This is a genomic window from Pseudomonas sp. 8 R 14 (genome assembly GCF_900005955.1).
Lineage (GTDB): Bacteria > Pseudomonadota > Gammaproteobacteria > Pseudomonadales > Pseudomonadaceae > Aquipseudomonas > Aquipseudomonas marginalis.
The window spans coordinates 1-19319 of the sequence record NZ_CVTH01000038.1 but is presented as its reverse complement, the minus strand read 5'-3'; the positions used below and the strand labels follow the sequence as shown (position 1 = coordinate 19319).

The following is a 19319-nucleotide window of genomic DNA, read 5'->3' as shown; positions in this document are numbered from 1 at the left end:
GGAAGCGAGCATGAACCGTCGGGTTTTATCTGTGTGTATCGCGCTGGCCGGGTGGGCATTCGGCTCGCCGGCGCAGGCCGAGGAGTTTCAAGGCATGAGCCCGGCGGTTCCGGCGCTGAGCGAAAGCCGTACGCCGATCCCGCTGCTCACCGACGCTGATCGCGCCGCCGTGTACAACGCGCCGGGCGGGCATGTGGTGCATGACAGCGGCATCAACTCGATGCTGCTGGTCAACCAGCTGGAATGGCAAGGCGGCGGTGGCGGTGGTGCGCTGAACTGGGACATCAAGGGCTGGCTCGGTGGTGACATCGACCGCCTGTGGCTGCGCAGCGAAGGCGAGCGCAGCGCCGGTCGCACTGACAGCGCCGAAGCCCAGGCGTTGTGGGGGCACGCCATCAGCCCTTGGTGGGACCTGGTTGGCGGCGTGCGCCAGGACTTCAAGCCCGCAGATAGCCAGACCTGGGCGGCGTTCGGCCTGCAGGGCATGGCGCTCTACGACTTCGAGGCCGAGGCGACGCTGTTTGTGGGTGAGTCGGGCCACACCGCGGCACGTCTGGAAGGGGACTACGACATCCTGCTGACCAACCGCCTGATCCTTCAGCCGACGGCCGAACTCAATTTTTATGCGCAGAACGATCCGCAGCGCCGGGTGGGCGCAGGCCTGTCGGAAAGCGAGCTGGGCCTGCGCTTGCGCTACGAGGTGCGCCGGGAGTTGGCGCCTTACGTGGGGGTGAGTTGGAACCGCAGCTATGGGCGGACGGCGCAGTACGCTCGCGACGAAGGCGAAGACATCAGCCAGCTGTGCTGGGTGGTCGGTGTGCGCCTTTGGTTTTAACCGGTTTCTTATTCCTATAACTCGCCGCCTTGAGCGGCCTGGAGCCTTGCATGTCGATGTTGAAAACCGCGTTAACAGGGGGGGCGCTGTGGGTCGGATTGATGATCAGCCTGCCGGCCTCGGCCCATCCGAAACTGTTGTCCTCCCTCCCTCCAGCCGGGGCCCAAGGTGCCGCGCCGGCCGTCATTGAACTGCGCTTTTCGGAGAACCTGCTGACGCAGTTTTCCGGGGCCAGGCTGACCATGACCGATATGCCCGGCATGCCCAATTCGCCGATGCCCATCAAGGCCAGTGTCGCGGCGAGCACCGACCCCAGGGTGATGCTGATCAAGCCGGCCTCTGCACTGGCTACCGGCACCTACCGGGTCGATTGGCGCGCAGTGTCATCCGACACGCACCCGATTACCGGTAACGTGGTGTTCAGCGTCCAGCCATGAGCGAATTGACCCAAGTCACACTGCGCTTTGCGCTCTATCTTGACCTGATGCTGTTGTTTGGCCTGGGGCTCTTTGGTCTTTACGGGCTCAAGGCGCCGGAGCGCGTGCTGCTGAATTTGAGGGGCCTGCTGCGGCTGACGGCTGGCGTCGGGATAGTGCTGTCGATGGCGTCGCTGTTGACGCTGACCCAGGCCATGAGTGGCGCAACGGATTGGCAGACGCTGTGGCCGCATCTGCACATGATGCTCTGGCAGACCGACCTGGGCTTGACGTGGTGGCTACGGATGGCGGCGCTGGTGGTGGCTGCGCTTGGCACTCGCCTGCCATTGGCCACGTTGTCGGGCGCCGCCGCGTTGGTGACGCTGGCGTGGACCGGGCACGGCGTGATGCATGAAGGCACGCTGGGTGTGTGGCACATCCTCAGCGACGGCGCGCATCTGTTGGCGGCCGGCGGCTGGGTCGGGGCGTTGGCGGCGTTCGGGTTGTTGTCGAGGCGCACGTCTTTGCACGATGCTTATCACGTTCGGGTGCTGGCAAGGGCGCTGAAGGGGTTCGAGCATGTGGGAGCGGGATTTGTCGCGGTGCTGATCGGCACCGGTGTGGTCAACTATCTGCTGGTGGTCGGGCTGAATCTGGAGGGCCTTACCGGCGGTGTCTACGCGATCCTGTTGTGCCTGAAGCTAGGACTGTTTGGCTTGATGCTGGGGCTGGCGGCGCTCAATCGTTTCCACCTGACGCCGCTTCTGCAACGGTCCGTGGCGACCGGTGATTATGTCGCTGCCATGGCTGCGCTACGGCGCAGCATGGTGCTGGAGATGGGGGCAGGGGCGCTGGTCCTCGCGCTGGTGGCCTGGTTGGGCACCCTGGCGCCCAATTAGGACTGCGCGCTTTTCAGGCATTTGAGCGCCTGGAAGTCACTGCGGACCTTGTCGATTTTCTGGGTGAGTTTCAGCCGTTGCGGCACGCTGCTGTCGGCCATGACGTCGATGATCAGGCTGCGCGCGGCGGCTTCGGTCTGGGCATACGCCGCGCGATACTCCGGTGTCCACAGGCTTTCGCGGTCCACCAGCAGTTGCTGGATTTTCTGCGGGAAATCGGCGCTGTGGCGTTGCTGCACGGCGTCGATGAATTGTGCCTGCCAGTGGGCACGGTTGCCGATCCACTGCTCGTTCTGCTCGCCCAGGCTGATGGACCAGGCCATGACCCGGTTCTTCTGGCTATCGCTCAGTGGCCCCATCCACGCATCCAGACGCTTGTTCATACGCTCGGCGCGGTCCTGGATCTGCTTGGCCAGCGGCGGCTTGAGGTATTCGTCCTGGCGTTTGCGCAGGTCCTTGGCCAGGGCATCGTTCATGTCGTTGACCTGCTGGTCATCCAGCCCTTGTAACAATTCAATCGCCGACGGGGTGATTTCCCGTGCCACCTCGGCAATCGCCTGCTTGGCCTCAACCGTGCGGGTTTGCAGCGCTGCATCGGTGACCTGGTTGCTCTCGACCATTGCTTGCAGGCGGTCGAGCCAGTCGAGGTAACCCGGCAATTGTGTGGTGCAGTGCCAGGCCAGGTGGTCCTTGAGCTTGTCGTTGAACCAGCTCTTCTGCCCGGCGTTCATGTCCAGGTAGTCGTTGAGGGTCCAGGGGATGATCACGTCCAGGTTGCGGTAGGCCAGGCCCACACGGTTGCAGCCGGCTAGCACCAGGCTCAGGGTCAGGAATACCACCAGCAGTTTGAGCCGATGCAACATGGGCGTGTCCTTGCGCAGAGGGAGTCAATGCATGTGAACCCGCGGCGCACGCGACAGTTCAGCCCATCAATAAAACGACCGCACCGCCTTCAGGGTCAACAGGCCATCGCATTGCGAATTGTGTCCGGAGTAGGCCGAACAATCGCCACCGCTGAGGCTGGAGTCGCTGTAGATCAGGTCCAGGTCGATGCCTTTCCAGGCGCGGGAGAACTGTACCGACCAGTCGCTGAAGCTGCTGATGGTGCCGCCCTCTACCGAAGCCGGCGTGCCCAGCTGATGGGTGGTGTATTTCATGCTGACGCCGATGCCGAAGGGCTGGGTACCGCCGAGGTCGGCGAACAGCGTGCTGTCCTGGCGGTCCGGGTCGTTGCTGAAGGAAGCGCCGAAACGATTGCCGAGTAGATTCAGACCGCCGTAGAACTCCTGGCTGTCGAGGGGGCTGAGCTTGGGGTAGCTGTAGTGGATCAGGCCGACTTCATAGCCCAGGGTCTGGTCGAAAGGGTGCTTGAACCCCATGTACGAATCGACTTCGAGAGTGCTGGCCGAGGACAGGCCCATGTTCGGCGAAAACTGGCCGAAGTACAGGCCGCTGTCATGGCTCAGGTCCAGCCCGCCATGGAACGAGTCACTGCCCGGCGAGGTCGGCTTGACCAGGCCCTGGGCCATGCTGCGGCTGGGGGTGGTGCCCAATTTCAGGTCGAAGTCGCCCAGTTCACGCTGGAAAATCTGCGCTTCGGCGAGAGGGCTGGCCGCCAGGATACTGGCCACGAAAATGCAGCGTTTAAGCATGCTTCACTCCATGAAAAGCGAGGAGCAGTAACGGAAAAATAGGGCAGATGCCCGTGCTAGACGTGTGCAAGCATACCGGCGAATGTCAGGAGGTGAGGCCCGTTCGTCGATTTGCACGTTCTGAAGGTGACGCGAGAGGGTATTTCGGGCTCTAGTCCTAGCGCCTTGAAGGCAAGACGCTTAGGGACCAGATGTGCTGCGCGGTATTACTTTTTACCCAGGCTGATCTGCTTGGACGGGCCGAAAGTCTGGCCGCTCACGCCCTTGGCAATTTGCTGGATTTCGCCACCGGACTTGAGGAAAGCAGCAATCTGGCTGTTGATCGATTCGCTGGTTTCAACGGCGGGAGCTGGCTTTGCTTTGCTGTTGGATGCTTTTACACGCATGGCGGCCACTAACCTGTAGAAAATTAACTTGGCCAGGCATCGTACAGGAAATACTTGACAATTGCTCGGTAAATATCCCCTGGGAATAAGAGCGGCAGCTGAAAACAGCCAAAGTTTATTTTTGATATTAGCCCCTAACTTACTGTTTTAACTCGAAACCACGGGCTGAGCCGGCACCGGCGGCGTGGCAAAATTCAGCCGAATGATCGGACGAGCGGGGCGGTGCCACCGGAACGCCGGGCAAACCCGCGATTTTTCAGGCGCACGCGCGTGGCAAGCGCAACTCGGGTAGAATGCCGCCCACGCAATGAGGGTATTGGAAATGGCTTTAGTCGGGCGCTACAACAGCTTGCAAGTGGTTAAACACACTAACTTTGGTTTGTACCTCGATGGTGCGCAAGATGGCGAAATCCTCTTGCCTAATCGGTATATCCCCAAAGATATTCCCAGTGAAGATGAAGACTGGCTTAACGTTTTCATTTATCTGGACAGCGATGACAAACTTATCGCCACTACCGAAAAACCGAAAGTTCAAGTCGGCGAATTTGCCAGTTTGAAAGTCGTGGAAGTCAACAGTATTGGCGTGTTCCTCGACTGGGGCTTGCCAAAGGATCTGTTGCTGCCGTATTCGGAAGAGAAACGTCAGATGACCGCCGGTGAATACTGCGTGGTGCATGTCTACCTCGACAAACACACCAAGCGTATTACCGCGACCGCACGCCTCGACCGCTACCTGGACAAGACGCCGGCCAACTACGTCGTGGGCCAGGAAGTCGACCTGCTGGTCGCCGAAGCCACCGACATGGGCTTCAAGGCGATCATCAACAACAAGCACTGGGGCCTGATCCACAAGAACGAAGTGTTCAAGTTTCTGCGCCCGGGCAAGGAAGAGAAAGGCTTTATCAAAGAGATCCGCGCCGATGGCAATATCAGCCTGAGCCTGCAACCGGTCGGCCAGGAAGCGGCGTCCAGCCTCAACTCGAAGATCCTCGCCAAGTTGCGTGAAAACAACGGCAGTTTGCCGGTCAGCGACAAGAGCGACCCGGCGGTGATCAGCAACTTGTTTGGCGTGAGCAAGGGCAACTTCAAGAAAGCCATTGGTGCACTCTACAAGCAGGGCCAGATCGTGATTCACGCGGATCGCATTGAACTAAGCTGAGTGCGGTTTGCTCTTCTGTAGGAGCGAGCTTGCTCGCGAAAAAGGTCCATCCGACACCGTGATGCGCCTGGAATATTTTCGCGAGCAAACTCGCTCCTACAGAGGCTGCATCAATGTCCAAGAAGTCTGTCTTCGCCTACCTCGGCACCTTGCTTGCCTTCCTGGTCCTCGACGGCCTCTGGCTTGGCGTCCTCATGGGCCCGACCTACAAATCCCTGCTGGGTCCGCTGATGCTCGATCAGCCTCGCCTGTTGCCCGCAGTGCTGTTCTATCTCCTGTATGTCCTCGGTTGCGTGGTGTTCGTGGTCTTGCCCAGTGCCAGCTGGCAGCGCGCGGCGCGACTGGGTGCATTGCTGGGCCTGGTGGCCTACGGCACCTATGACCTGAGCAACTGGGCCACGCTGCAAGGCTGGTCCGGCGGGTTGGCGGTGATGGACATGGCCTGGGGCGCCTTCCTCACATCGGCTTGCTGCACGGTCGGGTACTTGTGTGCACATCGGGTGCACCAGTGATTGTGTACAGGATTAATCTGCACCGTTGCTGAGCGCAGTCCCCGTTACTAAGACTCTGTGTAGCCCTTTGGAACGCGCTTTTAGAGGGATTGTGTGCTATTGGCACGTATTCTGCTGACTGTCTCGTATACAAACCATGCCGCCTCCCGTATGCACCCCGTGACGGAAGCGCAGGCCGGTATGACGAGGAGCCCGCGATGACCGAACAATTGCCCAAAGGCTACAGCCCCCGCCTGTACAACCAGGACCTGGGGCCGCTGCCGCAAAAGTGGACCTGGTACAACATCTTTGCCTTCTGGATGAGTGACGTGCACAGCGTGGGTGGCTATGTGTTCGCCGCCAGTCTGTTTGCGCTGGGGCTGGCCAGTTGGCAGGTGTTGATTGCCTTGCTGGCAGGCATTTGCATTGTGCAATTGATTGCCAACCTGGTGGCCAAGCCCAGCCAGCAGGCCGCCGTGCCCTATCCCGTGATCTGCCGGCTGGCGTTTGGCGTGTTCGGCGCGAACATTCCCGCCGTGATTCGCGGCTTGATTGCGGTGGCTTGGTACGGGATTCAGACCTACCTGGCGTCGAGTGCCCTGATCATTGTGGTATTGCGCTTTTTCCCACAGATGGCGGTGTTTGCAGAGCCGCATTTTGCAGGCCTGTCTTACCTGGGCTGGTTTGGTTTCCTCAGTTTATGGGTGTTGCAGGCGGCCGTGTTCTGGGCCGGCATGGAGTCCATCCGCCGCTTTATCGATTGGGCGGGGCCGGTGGTCTATGCGGTGATGTTTGCCCTGGCCGGCTGGATCGTCTGGAAGGCAGGGTGGGCGAATATCAGCTTTACCCTGGCGGAAAAATCCCTGTCGGGCTGGCAGGCGTTCGGCCAAGTGATCGTGGCGACGGCGCTGGTGGTGTCGTATTTTTCCGGGCCAACCCTGAATTTCGGTGATTTCAGCCGTTACTGCCGCAGCATGCAGGACGTGCGGCGCGGCAACTTCTGGGGCTTGCCGGTGAACTTCCTGGCGTTTTCCCTGGTGACCGTGGTGATCGTCTCGGGCACCTTGCCGGTGTTTGGCGAAATGCTCCATGACCCGATCGCTACCGTCTCGCGCATTGATAACAGCATGGCGGTGCTGCTGGGCGCTTTTGCATTTGTGACTGCCACCATCGGCATCAACATCGTTGCCAACTTCGTGTCCCCGGCGTTCGACTTCGCTAACGTCGCACCGAGCAAAATCAGCTGGCGCGCCGGTGGCATGATCGCCGCAGTGGCGTCGATCTTCATCACCCCGTGGAACCTGTTCAATAACCCGCTGATGATCCACTACACCCTGGATATTCTCGCCGCCTTTATCGGCCCGCTGTTCGGGATTCTGCTGGTGGACTTCTACCTGATCAAAAAGCAGAAGATCGACGTGGACGCGCTGTTCGATGACAGCCCGAGCGGGCGCTATTACTTCGACGGCGGTGTGAACTGGACGGCGGTCAAGGCCCTGGTGCCTGCGACACTGGTGGGTGTTGCGATTACCTTCACGCCGGCGTTGCAGGGCATGGCTAACTTTGCCTGGTTCACCGGCTGCTTCCTGGGTGGGCTGTTTTTCCTGGTGTTGGCGCGGCGTGAGCAGGTTCGTGCGCCGGCACCGTTGGTCGCCGGCTGACCAACACCCCTCCCGCCACTGACAGGCCTGCACCGGCGATCACCAACGCCGGTTGCAGGCCACCGCTCAGGTGGCTGCTCACCGACGCCAGCAACGGCCCACTCAACTGGCCGATGGCAAAGCTGGCGGTCAGCAGCCCGGTGTTGCGCTGATAGCCGTGGGGCGCAACGTCCCGCAGGCGCGCCATCACCAACTGCATGCAGGCCAGGAACGGCCCGCCGCACAGCAACACCCCCAGCGCCAGGCCCCAACCGTTGCCCAGCAGGCAGGCGAATACCCCGGCCGCCTGCAGCCACAACGTGGTCATCAGCCAGCGGCGGGTGGTGTCCGGGTCCTTGGGACGCAGGCTTGCGACCACTACCCCAATCGCCGCGGCCAAACCAAAGCAGGGCCAGAACAGATCAGCCTGCCAGGCGCCCTTGAATTGCGCGCTGGCCATCTGTGACAGGAAGGTCGCCGGAATGATGTAGCCCAGGCCGAACAACACGTAGATCCAGCACAGGTGAGTAATGCTGCCGTTGCTGGCCGTGTCGGCGCGGCTTGCAACAGGCGCAGTGACGGCGGACGGCTGTGGCAGGAAGGGCAAGATTGCCAGCAGCATCACCAGCGCCACTACGCCGTAGATCAGCCACAAGGTTGCAGAGCTTTGGCCCAACAGGTTGGAGCCCAGCGCCAGCAACCCGGTCAATACAATCCCCAGCCCCGGCCCGGCGAACACCAGGGCGCCGAGGCGTGCACGCCCGGCGGCAATCGCCAGCGGCTGGCTCAGGCTGGTGATCATCACCAATGCCCAGGCACTTGCAACGCCGGTACCGAAGCGCAACAGCATGTGTGGCCAGAAACCCTGGGTCCAGTAAGACGCCAGGGTCAGCAGCACGCACAACCAGAGCCCGCCATACAGGCGACCCCGCACATGGTGATGGCTGCGCGCAAAAATCGAATCCACCGCGCCTACGAAGTAGCCCAGGTAATTGGCCGCTGCGATCAGTCCGGCGCCGGTCAGGTCGATCTGGCCTTCACTGAGCAAGTGGGGCATTTGCGGGGTAAGGGCGAAGCGGCCAATGCCCATGGCCATCATCAGGGCGATAAAGCTGGCGAGTAAGCGGGTGAGGGGTGACATGGTCGGGTGTCCTGCGGGTAAGCGAATACCGTCAGGCTAGAGCGGATTGACTTTCTGTAAAAATGAATAATAGTGAGTAACTTGTTCAGTTTTGGAGAAAGCCATGGAGTTCAGTCAATTGCGCATCTTCCAGGCCGTGGCGGAAGAGGGCTCCATCACCCGCGCTGCCGAGCGCCTGCATCGAGTGCCGTCGAACTTGTCGACCCGGCTCAAGCAGATGGAAGAACAGCTTGGCGTGGAATTGTTCGTGCGCGAGCGCCAGCGCTTGCAGCTTTCTCCGGCGGGCAAGGTGTTGCTGGACTACAGCACTCGTCTGCTGGCGCTGCATGATGAAGCCCATGGCGCCGTGCAAGGCGGGCAACCGGCCGGCAATTTTGTACTGGGCAGCATGTACAGCACGGCAGCAGTGCATTTGCCGAAGCTGCTGGCGTGCTATCACAAGGCGTATCCGATGGTGAACCTCCAGGTGCTGTCGGCGCCCAGCGGTGAACTGCTCGAAGGGTTGATCACCGGTCGCCTGGACGCCGCATTTGTGGACGGGCCCATCACGATTGCCTCCCTGGACGGTGTGGCCCTGTGCGAAGAACGCCTGGTGCTGATATGCGAAGCCGACCACCCACCGGTGCGCGGGCCACAGGATGTTGCTGGCCGTTCGGTGTTCACTTTTCGCCGCAGTTGCGCCTACCGCACGCGGCTGGAAACCTGGTTTTCCCACGAGCACGTCGCCATGGGGCGGGCGATTGAGATCGAGTCTTACCAAGGCATGCTCGCCTGTGTCATCGCCGGTTCAGGGGTGGCGCTGATGTCCGAATCCATGCTCGACAGCCTGCCAGGCAAGGACAGCGTGTCCGTTCATCCGCTGACAGGGCAATTTGCCACTGCGACGACCTGGCTGATGTGGCGAAAGGGTATGCTCGGCGCTAACCTCAACGCATGGATCGACCTGCAGCAAGAGGGCAGGGCCGAGGTCCTGCAAGACGCACGTGCGATTGCTTGAGCGATCCGTCAGGATTTGCATCAATTCAGTAACAGTTCGTTGTGGTTTCATTCAAGCAATACGTAGGACTTAGGGCTACTATCAATGTAGGAAAAGGCGACAGAACTTGCGCCGACCAGCATTTCCCTCAAAGGGGGCAAACCATGAAAGAGAAAATCCAGAACTGGCTCCACGACCTTGGCGTTGCATTGGGCTTGATCGAGCCACCCCTGCAACCGGTGCCGATTCGTACCGATGACGAGCAGCGTCGTCCTCGCCGCAGATAATCTCTGGCTGAAGCAGGATTAAAGGTGGGGGCGAGTAAGCCCGCTCCCACCGTTTATTTTGCGCCAGGCAAAACCAGCGGGCGTGACATCCCACGTCGCAGCGTCCATGCAGAACTTTTAACGCCAGCCATGCTCTTCGCCGCCCAAGTCACCCTTGCCTCGGGCCTGCGCGATAGCACCCTCACGCCCTAACACTCACTCGCCTCAGTGTCTGAACAATCGTTCGGATGCGAGCGTCTGCTTTCAGGAACTGCCTGTCATCCCTCGGTAACCTAGGCAAGTAGTCCGAATCCATGCAGGTCAGTCAGGCCTCTGACCTTCACGTGTCGGAATCAGGCTACTTGTTCATCAGAAGTGGCTGGCTTATTCAATTCAAACCATGAGCGTAGGTTGAGCTCCTCAACGGCCTTCCAATAACGCCCCACCTTTATTGAAGGGCTCTCTGCGAGGCATCAGTCCGTCAGAAGTGTTGGAGACACAGCTATGAGGCTCTCTTCCATTCCGCCAGTCGCCGCGTCACTCATCGCCATAACCGGAAATATCCTGCATCTCGCACCGGTGTCGAGAGTCTGGAAGGCTCACGCACCCAGCAACGTGGTGTTCTTTCCCCCGACATTGACCAAACACGATCTGCTCATACAGATCGGTCTCCTGAGTCCATCGGCGATCATTGTCGGGGACCAGGCGATCGATGCAGACGTCATCGCTCAATGGCGCATATCCCACCCGTTTGGCGACCTCCATTTGATCCGCAGAGGTACGAGCCTGGATAAGGTGCGACTGGACCTTTGCGGCTCCAACGACATCCGCGTAGTCAATACGCCGGGGGTCAACGCGCCACATGTCGCCGCCTATATGGCGCGCTGGCTGACACTGGCCGATGGCTCCCTGCCGCGCGACATCTGTGTGCTGGGATACGGCAACGTGGGCAGGGAGCTGGTCAAGTTGTTGCTTGATCGAGATCCGGAGGTTCGGATCAAGGTATTGGATCGACATGGTCAGAGGCCGGACACTCTCGGCAGAGCCTATTCCGACAGCCGAGTGTCCTTTGGCGTGGACTGGTTCGAGGTGCTGGAGGGGGCTCGTGCCGTCGCTATCTGTTTATCCCTGAATGATGAGTCCACCCATCGCATTGATCGGGCCCTTATTCAGTGCCTGCACAGACAGGCTCGTCTGGTCTGCGTCGCCAAGCCGGATGTCTTCAGCGATGACGCTTTGCGGGCCCTGGCAACGGCTGAAGCTATCCAGCTTGTATTGGACTACGGGCCTGGGACACTGGATGCATTTCGGGTGCGCGCGCAGGCACTCGGCTGCAGTGTCTCCAAGTGGCGCAAACCGGCGACCCTGACAACCCAGGCGGCAATGACTGAAGCCTGCCATGGCGACCTTGACTATGCCGTCTCGATTCAACTGAGCCTGACCGCCTTGCGCTGCCTGGTCCGGCGCAAACTTGCCCACTCATTGATGATCCCCGCGCAACAGGCAGATGCCGGCGCGCCGCGCGTATCGATCATCGGTCGAGGCATCAACGGCCTGCTCCAAGCCGTGATGTTCCGCCTGGCCAATTATCAGGTCTCGGTCTACGGAGGACATCAGCAGAGCGATGGCGCCAGTCATAAGCAGGTGAACATGCGCCACCTTTCAGCCACGGAGACGACTGCAAAGCCGCTGGACAACGCTTATCTGACGCCTGGAAACCAGTACCTGGCCGTGGAGTGCAACCGTGCAGGCATTGAGCTGTTTGAAAAGTTTCTGGCCGACAATCCATCAATTGACGCATCGGGCGACGATCTGGGCATTGCGCATTTGATGGATGAGATAGAGGCGCTTTTGCGGCGCGCTGGGGTTTGGTTCCTGCCCCAGCATCTGAGTCCGGCCCGCATTGCTGAACTGAGCAGAGAACAGTTCGTCGTCACGGCCATGGAAGGAGAGGAGCCTGATGGACTGTCGATAGTTTATTGCTCCGCCTACAACCGCATTGCCGCCGGCGGGACGTATGCCGGGGGCACCACCCAGGGATTGGTGTGGGCCTCCTTGGTCGAGGAAATCATCCAGACTAAGGCGCCAGCAGTTTCCACAATGTACTCATGATAAAAAACGGGCGCGACATCCGACGTCGCGCCCGCTGAAGAAACCGCTCTAAATCCCGCTCTATCTCAAACCGCGCTGGCCGCGACCCCCTCGGGCCGGCGTGACAACACACTCACCAGCACAAAACTCACCAGCGCCACTGCCAGGCTGTAGTAGATCGGCGTGTTCGCATCCAGGCCATCCTTGAACATGAACACCAGCGCCGTTACAAAACCCAGGCTCATGGACGTGATTGCCCCCGACGTGGTCGCGCGCTTCCAGAAGATCGCGCCGATCAGCGGGATCAGCATGCCACCCACCAGCAGGTTGTAGGCCAGGGTCAGGGCGCTGATCACGTCATTGACCACCAGTGCGATGCCCAGCACGACGATACCGGTCAGCATCGTGAACAGGCGGTTGATTGCCAGGCTCGATTGTCTGCCGCCGCGCAGGCGTGGCAGCAGGTCTTCGGTCAATACGGTGGAGGCGGCGAGCAAGCCGGCGCTGGCGGTGGACATCATCGCCGCCAGTGCCGCCGCGATCACCAGGCCGCGGATGCCGTCCGGCAGCGAGACTTTGACGATGGCCGCGAACGCGTTGTTGACGTTGTCCAGGTCCGGAATCAGTACATGGGCCGCCATGCCGATCAGCGCACAGGCGAGGCCGTAAAGGATGCAGTAGAAGCCGGCGAAAGTGCCTGCGTACTTGGCGACCTTTTCGTCGCGGGCGGTGAACACCCGCTGCCAGATGTCCTGGCCGATCAGGATGCCGAAGAAGTAGATCATGAAGTAGGTGATGATCGTGTCCCAGCCGATCGCGGTGAAGCTGAAGCTCGATGCCGGCAGCTTGGCCACCAGCTCATCCCAACCGCCGACGCGGTACAGGCAGATCGGCAGCAGGATAAACATCAGGCCGACGGTCTTGATTACGAACTGCACGATGTCGGTGAGGGTCAGCGACCACATGCCGCCGATGGTCGAGTAGACCACCACCACACCACCGCCCAGCAACACCGAAATCCAGAATGGCAGGCCGAACAGCACTTGCAGCACCGTGCCGATGGCCAGGATCGAGGTCACGCCGATCATCAGCGCATAGGCCAGCATGATCACCGCACTCGCCTGGCGGGCCATGGGGTTGTAGCGTTTTTCCAGCACCTGGGTGACGGTGAAGATTTTCAGCTTGAGCAGCGGCTTGGCCAGGAACAGGTTCAGCGCGATGATCCCCATGCCCAACGCCGCACACAGCCAGAAGCCGGAGATGCCATGCACATAACCCAGGCGCACGGTACCGACGGTGGATGCACCGCCCAGTACCGTGGCGGCCATGGTGCCCATGTACAGCGACGGGCCCAGGTTGCGACCGGCCACCAGGTAGTCTTCGTGGGTCCTGGCGCGGCGCATGCCGTAATAGCCGAGCACGAGCATGCCGGCGGCGTAGATGAGTACGACGAATAAATCCAAAGCCATGACGGCGGGTCTCCGATTATTGTTTTAGGTAACAGGCGAACTTGTTGTGGGAGCGGAGCCTGCTCCCGCAGGGCTGCGAAGCGGACCCTTGGGGCCATACACCGAAGCCGGCTCCGGAAACACACGCAACAACGTCAGGTACACCACCGACGCCAACCCCAGCGTCACCGGCAGGCTGATATCGATGCCATCGGCCAGGTTGCCCAGCGGCCCGACAAACTGCCCCGGCAAGTTGACGAAGCACAGGCCCACCAGCGCACTCGGAATCCAGGCCCCCAGCCCGCGCCAGTTCCAGCCATGGCTGAACCAGTAGCGGCCGCCGGTTTCACCCCGGGTAAACACCTGCAGGTCATCCGGACAGTAGAAGCCGCGACGCACGATCAGGCCGATGATCATCATCACCATCCATGGCGTGGTGCAGGTGATGATCAGCACCGCGAAGGTCGACACGCTCTGCACCAGGTTGGCGGCGAAACGTCCGATAAAGATGAAGGCAATCGACATCACCCCGATCAGCAGCGTGGCCTTGACCCGCGACAGTAGGCGCGGGAACACGCTGGACATGTCCAGCCCGGTGCCATACAGCGAGGTGGTGCCGGTGGACATGCCGCCAATCACCGCGATCAGGCACACCGGCAGGAAGAACCAGGTCGGTGCCACCGCCAGCAGACCGCCGACGTAGTTGTTGGCCGCGATGTAGTCCGGCGCCTTGATCGCCACGATGGTGGCGGTGGCCAGGCCGAACAGGAACGGGATCAAGGTGGCGATCTGTGCCAGGACTACCGCCAGCATGATGCGCATTTTCGGCGTCTCACGCGGGATATAGCGTGACCAGTCACCCAGGAACGCCCCGAAGGAAATCGGGTTGCTCATGGCCACCAGCGCCGCGCCGATAAAGGCCGCCCAGAAGCCGGTCTGGCCCAGGGCTACGGTGCCGGCGAAGTGGCTGTCGAAGGTCGGCGCGAACGCGAAGATGCCCAACAGAAACAGCAGGCTTGCCGCCCAGACCGCAATGCGGTTGACCCACAGCATGAAGCGAAAGCCGTAGATGCACACCGTCAGGACAAGCATGGCGAATACGCCGTAGGCCAGGCCCAGGGTCAGGTCGGTTTCCGGCAGGCCGATCAGCCGTTTCGCACCGCCGACCAGCGCATCGCCTGAACTCCACACCGACAGTGAGAAGAAGGCAATCGCCGTCAGCAATGACAGAAACGAGCCGACAATCCGCCCGTGCACGCCGAAGTGCGCACCGGAAGACACTGCGTTGTTGGTGCCATTGATCGGCCCGAACAGGCCCATCGGCGCCAGGATCAACGCACCCACCAGCACACCTAGCACAATCGCCCAGACGCCGGCCTGGAACGACAGGCCGAACAACACGGGAAAGGAACCGAGCACGGCGGTGGCAAAGGTATTGGCGCCGCCAAAGATCAGGCGGAACAGATCCTTGGGGGTGGCGGTACGTTCGTTGTCCGGGATCTGTTCGACCCCGTTGGTTTCTATTGTGCGAATACTTTTATCGTTATTTTTATTATTCATGATCAGCTCCGATCACATTGGCTAAGGGGGCGGCAGCCCTTCCGGCATAGCGGACAAATGTTCGTGACAGGCCAGCCACGGGCCTTCTTGTTGTTCTGTGCGAGATCCTTGGCGTTTGAAGACAATGGTCTCGCGTTCCTGGCTAAAGAATTGCTCCCCGTTCATGCGCAGCTCGGTGGCCACGTCATGGATAAATATCGCCACGTCACCCAGCAGGCTGACCACGGCGTTACTTGAGGTGCAGGACAGCACCTCAAATCCTTCATCCCGGCGCCAGCTGTCCCACAACGCCTGGTAGGCATCGCGACTGAGCAGCGGCTGGGGAAGGGTGTAGAACACAAAGCTGGCATCGGCCGTGAACGCGCCGAAGTAGGCGGCGCGGTCGTTACGCGCAAAGGCCGACACCAGGTCGGCGGCGGCTTTCAATACCTGCGGCACGCTCATCAGCGGTGCGCCACGCCAGGCAGTACGCAGAGCATCTCGTACAGCAGGTTGGCGCCCAGCAGCGAGGTGTTGCCGGTGGTGTCGTAGGGCGGCGAAACTTCTACCAGATCGCAACCAACCAGGTCGAGGCCCTGGCAGCCACGGATGATTTCGATCGCCTGGATGGTGGTCAGCCCGCCGATTTCCGGGGTGCCGGTGCCGGGCGCCCAGGCCGGGTCGATGCCGTCGATGTCGAAGCTCAGGTACACCGGGCCGCCGCCGACTTTTTCCCGCACCTCGGCCATCAGTGGCGCGAGGGAGTGGTGCCAGCATTCTTCGGCCTGCACTACGCGAAAGCCCTGTTTGCGGCTCCAGTTGAAGTCTTCGGCGGTATAACCCTGGGCGCGCAGGCCGATCTGCACCACGCGGTCGCAATCGAGCAGGCCTTCTTCCACGGCGCGGCGGAAGGTGGTGCCGTGGGCGATTTTCTCGCCGAACATATGGTCGTTGACGTCGGCGTGGGCATCAATGTGCACCAGCCCGACCTTGCCGTGTTTCTTGTGGATCGCCCGCAGGATCGGCAGGGTGATGGTGTGGTCGCCGCCCAACGTCATCGGGATCACGTTGTGCTCGAGAATCTCATCGTAGGCCTCTTCGATGATGCGCACGGCGTCCAGCAGATTGAAGGTGTTGATCGCCACGTCGCCAATGTCCGCCACCGACAGCGAGTCGAAGGGCGCGGCACCGGTGGCCATGTTGTAAGGGCGGATCATCACCGACTCGGCGCGGATTTCACGTGGCCCGAAGCGGGTACCGGCGCGCAGCGAGGTGCCGATGTCCAGGGGCACGCCGATAAAGGCCGCATCCAGGCCCTTGGCCGATTGCAGGTGGGGAAGACGCATCATGGTGGCGATGCCGGCGAAGCGCGGCATTTCGTTGCCGCCCAGTGGTTGGTGGAAAATCTTGTCCACGGGATTGCCTCATCGTTGTTGTGTTTATCAGGGGCCGATTCTGCGAAAAGCGCAGGAAGGGAAGAATCGGCAGGGGCAAATACTTAGTTCAGGTTTTTCTAAACTAATGCGGGCAGGTAGACTGCCCACATCTACACCCGGAGCCGACCATGGCCAGCGCCTTGCCCGACCTGAAACTCCTGCGCATCTTCGTCAGCGTCGTGCGCCACCAGGGGTTCGCCAATGCCCAGCACGAACTCAACCTGTCCACCTCGGCCATCAGCACCTACATGAGCCAGTTGGAAAGTGCGTTGGGCCTGGTGCTGTGCCATCGCGGGCGGGGTGGGTTCAGCCTGACCAGCAAGGGCGAGCTGTTTCACCAGGAAACCTTGCGCCTGCTCGGCGAACTGGAAGGCTTCGAGCAATACGCCGCCGCGCTCAAGGGCGAGCTGCGCGGGACGCTCAAGCTCGGCGTGCTCGACTCTACAGTGAGCGACAAGGCCTTGCCGTTCGCCGAGGTTATCGGCGCCTACAGCCTGGAGCACCCGGCGGTGCACCTGAATCTATCGGTGATGAGCCCCTACGAACTGCAACTCGGCGTGCAGGACAACCGCCTGGACCTGGCCATCGGTGCCTTCTCCAACCGCATGAGCGGGCTGATCTACATGCCGCTGTACCGCGAGCAGCACTGGTTGTATTGCAGCACCCGCCATCCGTTGTTCAGCGAACGACGCATCCCCGAGCAGGTGATCACCCAGCAGCGCATGGTCGGGCGCGGCTACTGGAGCCAGGCCGAACTGGCGCGCCACGGCTTCAAACACAGCGCCGCCACGGTGGAAAGTATGGAAGCGCAGCTGATCCTGGTGCTCTCGGGTGCCTACATCGGCTACCTGCCCGAGCACTACGCCCAGGCCTGGGCCGACAAGGGCGACCTGCGCGTATTGCTGCCGGCGACCTTCGGCTACCAGGCGCCGTTCTCGATGATCATGCGCCGGGGCCGCAGCCGCGAACCACTGATCCAGACCTTTCGCGATTTACTCAAAGCCCAGCTCAACCAGGCCTGAACAACCATGTCCCGACCCCACTGTTCCCGCTGCCTCAGGCCCGCCGCCCATTGCCTGTGCGCGCTGATTCCCAGCCTCGACAGCCGCACACGTGTGCTTTTTTTGCAGCACCCGAGCGAGGTCAACCATGCGCTCAATACCGCGCGGCTGGCGGCGTTGGGATTGAACAATGCGCAGTTGGTAGTGGGCGAGGTCTTTGATGATCTGCCGACCCTGTTGAATCCGCCCGGCTATCAGGCGCGGCTGTTGTTTCCGGCTGACGATGCGCAGCCGCTGCAAGCCTATGCTCCCGGCGATCAGCCGTTATTGTTAGTGGTGCCCGACGGCACCTGGCGCAAGGCGCGCAAACTGCTGCACCTCAATCCTTTGCTGGCGGCGCTGCCTCGGGTGACGCTGGTCGAGGGCGCCGTGTCCCGCTATCGACTGCGCAAGGCGCCGGGGCCAGGGGCGTTGTCGACGGTGGAGGCGATTGTGCAGGCGTTGCAGGTGCTGGAGGCGCCGGTGTCGTTCGAGCCGTTGCTCAAGCCGTTTGATGCATTGATCGAAGGGCAGATTGCGGCGATGGGGGAGGAGGTCTTTCGGAGAAATCATGGCGATGGGCATTTGCGCTAGGCGGGATATCGAGGCGCGGCCATCGGGGTGTAGAACCGTAGACATCGTTTACATCTGAAACCGGGGACATCGTTTACACATTTGAGGCCTGGACGCGGGTCATACCTCGTCCAAGCCTCCCCAAGGGATAATCACACAGGTACAAATCCCAAGCTTCATCTTCAGCTTCTTTGAGCCCTATCCTTTCCCCGGACAGCGCCTCGCTGATAAATACCAACTTGCCGTTCCACTTGATCGATCCGTCCTGCCTGACGCTTCGAACTTTCATTTCTGCCGGATATTCCACATCGGGCAAGCATCCTGGATAAATTCGGGTGGACGGCACATACAAGTCTCCCGGACGTTTCATGCCGAGCGCTTCGTGAGGGCGTACGTAATTAAACTCATGCCTGAAATGCTCCAGCAAAAGCTGCTGCTCGACTAAGTTTTTCCCTAAGGGCAACTCAAGTTTCAAGCTACGGTGCATTCGTTCATGGCGACCATTCTGGGCGGGTCTTCCCGGCATGGTTCGCTCGGGATAAATACCCAGCCGAATCCACCAAACTGCCAGTGTGGATATTCTTGCCAGGCCAGGAGAGGCGAACGGTACCCCGTTGTCCGAACGGATAACTTCCGGCATGCCGTACTCCTGAAAAAGCCTCTCAAAGGCCTGTTTTACAGGCTGGGTCATGATCTTGGGATGGGCCCTGCACGCTAAAATCAGCCGCGACGCATGGTCTGTGACGGTCAAAGGGAAGCACATCTGAGCATTAAGCATCTTGAACTGCCCTTTGTAGTCAGCACACCACGTCTTGTTAGGTTCGTCGGCCTTTCGCATTTGTGCGTGGGAAATGCTGTGTCGGCGTTTGAAGCGCCGCTTTTTGACGAGCCCAAGTCGGTCAAGCCATTGACCGGCCGTACTTGGAGAGGGCCAGGTGACGGAGGGATCTTCCAGCCGTAATAGCTCGAGAAGCTTTTTCGGCCCCCATTTATCGTGAGCCTCCTTCATCGCGACTACACGGGCCAAAATCTCGTCGTCGGTTTTATTTGGGCTGTTGTGAGGTCGCCGGGACAGTTCGGATAAAGACCTCAAATCGCCGTCGTGCCGGGCAATCCACTTATCGACGGTAGGTCGGCTAACGTCAAAGCGGCGTGCCAACTGGCTTTTGGTGAAGTTGCCAGAAAGCCAATCAGCTACCAGCTTGATTCTTTGATTCATGGGGGACTCTTGGTTCCAGGGCATGATCAGTTACCTCCTGATCATGCGTATTAGCCTGTAAACCATGTCCCCGGTTAGAAATGTAAACGATGTCCCCGGTTTGTACCGGGGC

The 19319-nt window shown here is 60.6% G+C and carries 20 protein-coding genes; 11 read left to right on the top strand and 9 right to left on the bottom strand.

Translation table 11 applies throughout. From position 1 onward, the window contains the following. Positions 1 to 10 precede the first annotated feature (10 nt). From BFQ01_RS06740 to copD, 3 genes are read left to right on the top strand one after another with little or no spacing between them, the layout of a single operon-like run. Entirely contained in the window at positions 11 to 835 is an 825-nt protein-coding gene (locus tag BFQ01_RS06740) for a copper resistance protein B (protein WP_065924704.1), read from the top strand. A gap of 50 nt (positions 836 to 885) precedes the next feature. After that, positions 886 to 1272: a copper homeostasis periplasmic binding protein CopC gene (gene copC, locus BFQ01_RS06735; protein ID WP_027603774.1), complete on the top strand. Its 387-nt coding sequence runs from the start codon at positions 886 to 888 to the stop codon at positions 1270 to 1272. Beyond that, entirely contained in the window at positions 1269 to 2150 is an 882-nt protein-coding gene (copD, locus tag BFQ01_RS06730) for a copper homeostasis membrane protein CopD (RefSeq protein WP_065924703.1), read from the top strand. The genes copC and copD overlap by 4 nt, the downstream gene beginning before the upstream one ends. On the opposite strand, the gene BFQ01_RS06725 is transcribed toward copD, so the two are convergent. The 3 genes from BFQ01_RS06725 to BFQ01_RS06715 all read right to left on the bottom strand — a co-directional run bounded on the left by BFQ01_RS06725 (position 2147) and on the right by BFQ01_RS06715 (position 4188). Further along, positions 2147 to 3013, bottom strand: coding sequence for a DUF6279 family lipoprotein (locus BFQ01_RS06725; protein WP_065924702.1), 867 nt, complete (start codon positions 3011 to 3013; stop codon positions 2147 to 2149). The genes copD and BFQ01_RS06725 overlap by 4 nt on opposite strands. A 66-nt stretch (positions 3014 to 3079) precedes the next feature. Further along, positions 3080 to 3802 (bottom strand): TorF family putative porin, encoded by a 723-nt coding sequence (locus BFQ01_RS06720; protein WP_027603777.1) that lies wholly within the window; start codon positions 3800 to 3802, stop codon positions 3080 to 3082. A 206-nt stretch (positions 3803 to 4008) separates the two neighbouring features. Beyond that, positions 4009 to 4188 carry a hypothetical protein gene (locus tag BFQ01_RS06715; RefSeq protein WP_003193095.1) on the bottom strand — a complete coding sequence of 60 codons (180 nt, stop codon included), beginning with the start codon at positions 4186 to 4188 and terminating at the stop codon, positions 4009 to 4011. Between the two features lie 322 nt (positions 4189 to 4510). Between BFQ01_RS06715 and BFQ01_RS06710 the strand changes: the two genes are divergently transcribed. The 3 genes from BFQ01_RS06710 (at position 4511) to BFQ01_RS06700 (ending at position 7499) form a co-directional block, all read left to right on the top strand. Beyond that, positions 4511 to 5347, top strand: a complete 837-nt coding sequence (locus BFQ01_RS06710; RefSeq protein WP_053133042.1) for a CvfB family protein — start codon at positions 4511 to 4513, stop codon at positions 5345 to 5347. Between the two features lie 113 nt (positions 5348 to 5460). Continuing rightward, positions 5461 to 5859, top strand: a complete 399-nt coding sequence (locus BFQ01_RS06705) for a DUF2177 family protein (protein WP_065924701.1) — start codon at positions 5461 to 5463, stop codon at positions 5857 to 5859. A gap of 197 nt (positions 5860 to 6056) precedes the next feature. Next, a complete protein-coding gene (locus BFQ01_RS06700) occupies positions 6057 to 7499 on the top strand; it encodes an NCS1 family nucleobase:cation symporter-1 (RefSeq protein WP_065924700.1) in 1443 nt (480 codons plus the stop codon). Here the strand turns inward: BFQ01_RS06700 and BFQ01_RS06695 are convergent. Continuing rightward, positions 7411 to 8619, bottom strand: coding sequence for an MFS transporter (locus tag BFQ01_RS06695; RefSeq protein WP_065924699.1), 1209 nt, complete (start codon positions 8617 to 8619; stop codon positions 7411 to 7413). The genes BFQ01_RS06700 and BFQ01_RS06695 overlap by 89 nt on opposite strands. Before the next feature lie 103 nt (positions 8620 to 8722). Here BFQ01_RS06695 and BFQ01_RS06690 point away from each other — a divergent pair, with 103 nt between their 5' ends. The 3 genes from BFQ01_RS06690 (at position 8723) to BFQ01_RS06685 (ending at position 11973) form a co-directional block, all read left to right on the top strand. Further along, positions 8723 to 9616 carry a putrescine utilization regulator PtrR gene (locus BFQ01_RS06690; protein ID WP_065924698.1) on the top strand — a complete coding sequence of 298 codons (894 nt, stop codon included), beginning with the start codon at positions 8723 to 8725 and terminating at the stop codon, positions 9614 to 9616. 143 nt (positions 9617 to 9759) lie between these two features. After that, entirely contained in the window at positions 9760 to 9882 is a 123-nt protein-coding gene (locus tag BFQ01_RS32820; RefSeq protein WP_003193089.1) for a PA1414 family protein, read from the top strand. 483 nt (positions 9883 to 10365) lie between these two features. Continuing rightward, entirely contained in the window at positions 10366 to 11973 is a 1608-nt protein-coding gene (locus tag BFQ01_RS06685) for an NAD(P)-dependent oxidoreductase (RefSeq protein ID WP_065924697.1), read from the top strand. 65 nt (positions 11974 to 12038) lie between these two features. Here the strand turns inward: BFQ01_RS06685 and BFQ01_RS06680 are convergent, their stop codons facing one another. From BFQ01_RS06680 to speB, 4 genes are read right to left on the bottom strand one after another with little or no spacing between them, the layout of a single operon-like run. After that, positions 12039 to 13421, bottom strand: coding sequence for a sodium:solute symporter (locus tag BFQ01_RS06680; RefSeq protein ID WP_065924696.1), 1383 nt, complete (start codon positions 13419 to 13421; stop codon positions 12039 to 12041). Positions 13422 to 13445: 24 nt separating this feature from the next. Next, entirely contained in the window at positions 13446 to 14960 is a 1515-nt protein-coding gene (locus BFQ01_RS06675) for a purine-cytosine permease family protein (RefSeq protein WP_065924695.1), read from the bottom strand. 21 nt (positions 14961 to 14981) lie between these two features. Then, positions 14982 to 15404: a YybH family protein gene (locus BFQ01_RS06670; protein ID WP_065924694.1), complete on the bottom strand. Its 423-nt coding sequence runs from the start codon at positions 15402 to 15404 to the stop codon at positions 14982 to 14984. After that, positions 15404 to 16354 carry an agmatinase gene (gene speB, locus BFQ01_RS06665; RefSeq protein WP_027603787.1) on the bottom strand — a complete coding sequence of 317 codons (951 nt, stop codon included), beginning with the start codon at positions 16352 to 16354 and terminating at the stop codon, positions 15404 to 15406. Before speB ends, BFQ01_RS06670 begins: the two co-directional genes overlap by 1 nt. A gap of 149 nt (positions 16355 to 16503) precedes the next feature. Between speB and BFQ01_RS06660 the strand changes: the two genes are divergently transcribed. After that, complete coding sequence (locus BFQ01_RS06660; RefSeq protein WP_065924693.1) at positions 16504 to 17397, top strand: LysR family transcriptional regulator; 894 nt, start codon at positions 16504 to 16506, stop codon at positions 17395 to 17397. Positions 17398 to 17403: 6 nt separating this feature from the next. Beyond that, positions 17404 to 18009: a tRNA-uridine aminocarboxypropyltransferase gene (locus BFQ01_RS06655; RefSeq protein WP_065924692.1), complete on the top strand. Its 606-nt coding sequence runs from the start codon at positions 17404 to 17406 to the stop codon at positions 18007 to 18009. 73 nt (positions 18010 to 18082) lie between these two features. Here BFQ01_RS06655 and BFQ01_RS06650 read toward each other — a convergent pair whose 3' ends face one another. Next, the gene (locus tag BFQ01_RS06650; RefSeq protein WP_249226998.1) at positions 18083 to 19207 is read right to left on the bottom strand and encodes an integrase core domain-containing protein; all 1125 of its coding nucleotides are present in this window, start codon (positions 19205 to 19207) and stop codon (positions 18083 to 18085) included. Positions 19208 to 19319 lie beyond the last annotated feature (112 nt).

Coding starts and splice junctions, on each gene's coding strand:
- copC (WP_027603774.1), top strand. CDS start 886: ATGTCGATGTTGAAAACCGCGTTAACAGGGGGGGCGCTGTGGGTCGGA.
- BFQ01_RS32820 (WP_003193089.1), top strand. CDS start 9,760: ATGAAAGAGAAAATCCAGAACTGGCTCCACGACCTTGGCGTTGCATTG.
- BFQ01_RS06660 (WP_065924693.1), top strand. CDS start 16,504: ATGGCCAGCGCCTTGCCCGACCTGAAACTCCTGCGCATCTTCGTCAGC.
- BFQ01_RS06700 (WP_065924700.1), top strand. CDS start 6,057: ATGACCGAACAATTGCCCAAAGGCTACAGCCCCCGCCTGTACAACCAG.
- BFQ01_RS06650 (WP_249226998.1), bottom strand. CDS start 19,207: ATGAATCAAAGAATCAAGCTGGTAGCTGATTGGCTTTCTGGCAACTTC.
- BFQ01_RS06695 (WP_065924699.1), bottom strand. CDS start 8,619: ATGTCACCCCTCACCCGCTTACTCGCCAGCTTTATCGCCCTGATGATG.
- BFQ01_RS06720 (WP_027603777.1), bottom strand. CDS start 3,802: ATGCTTAAACGCTGCATTTTCGTGGCCAGTATCCTGGCGGCCAGCCCT.
- BFQ01_RS06670 (WP_065924694.1), bottom strand. CDS start 15,404: ATGAGCGTGCCGCAGGTATTGAAAGCCGCCGCCGACCTGGTGTCGGCC.
- BFQ01_RS06690 (WP_065924698.1), top strand. CDS start 8,723: ATGGAGTTCAGTCAATTGCGCATCTTCCAGGCCGTGGCGGAAGAGGGC.
- copD (WP_065924703.1), top strand. CDS start 1,269: ATGAGCGAATTGACCCAAGTCACACTGCGCTTTGCGCTCTATCTTGAC.
- BFQ01_RS06725 (WP_065924702.1), bottom strand. CDS start 3,013: ATGTTGCATCGGCTCAAACTGCTGGTGGTATTCCTGACCCTGAGCCTG.
- BFQ01_RS06685 (WP_065924697.1), top strand. CDS start 10,366: ATGAGGCTCTCTTCCATTCCGCCAGTCGCCGCGTCACTCATCGCCATA.
- BFQ01_RS06705 (WP_065924701.1), top strand. CDS start 5,461: ATGTCCAAGAAGTCTGTCTTCGCCTACCTCGGCACCTTGCTTGCCTTC.
- BFQ01_RS06655 (WP_065924692.1), top strand. CDS start 17,404: ATGTCCCGACCCCACTGTTCCCGCTGCCTCAGGCCCGCCGCCCATTGC.
- BFQ01_RS06710 (WP_053133042.1), top strand. CDS start 4,511: ATGGCTTTAGTCGGGCGCTACAACAGCTTGCAAGTGGTTAAACACACT.
- BFQ01_RS06680 (WP_065924696.1), bottom strand. CDS start 13,421: ATGGCTTTGGATTTATTCGTCGTACTCATCTACGCCGCCGGCATGCTC.
- BFQ01_RS06740 (WP_065924704.1), top strand. CDS start 11: ATGAACCGTCGGGTTTTATCTGTGTGTATCGCGCTGGCCGGGTGGGCA.
- BFQ01_RS06715 (WP_003193095.1), bottom strand. CDS start 4,188: ATGCGTGTAAAAGCATCCAACAGCAAAGCAAAGCCAGCTCCCGCCGTT.
- BFQ01_RS06675 (WP_065924695.1), bottom strand. CDS start 14,960: ATGAATAATAAAAATAACGATAAAAGTATTCGCACAATAGAAACCAAC.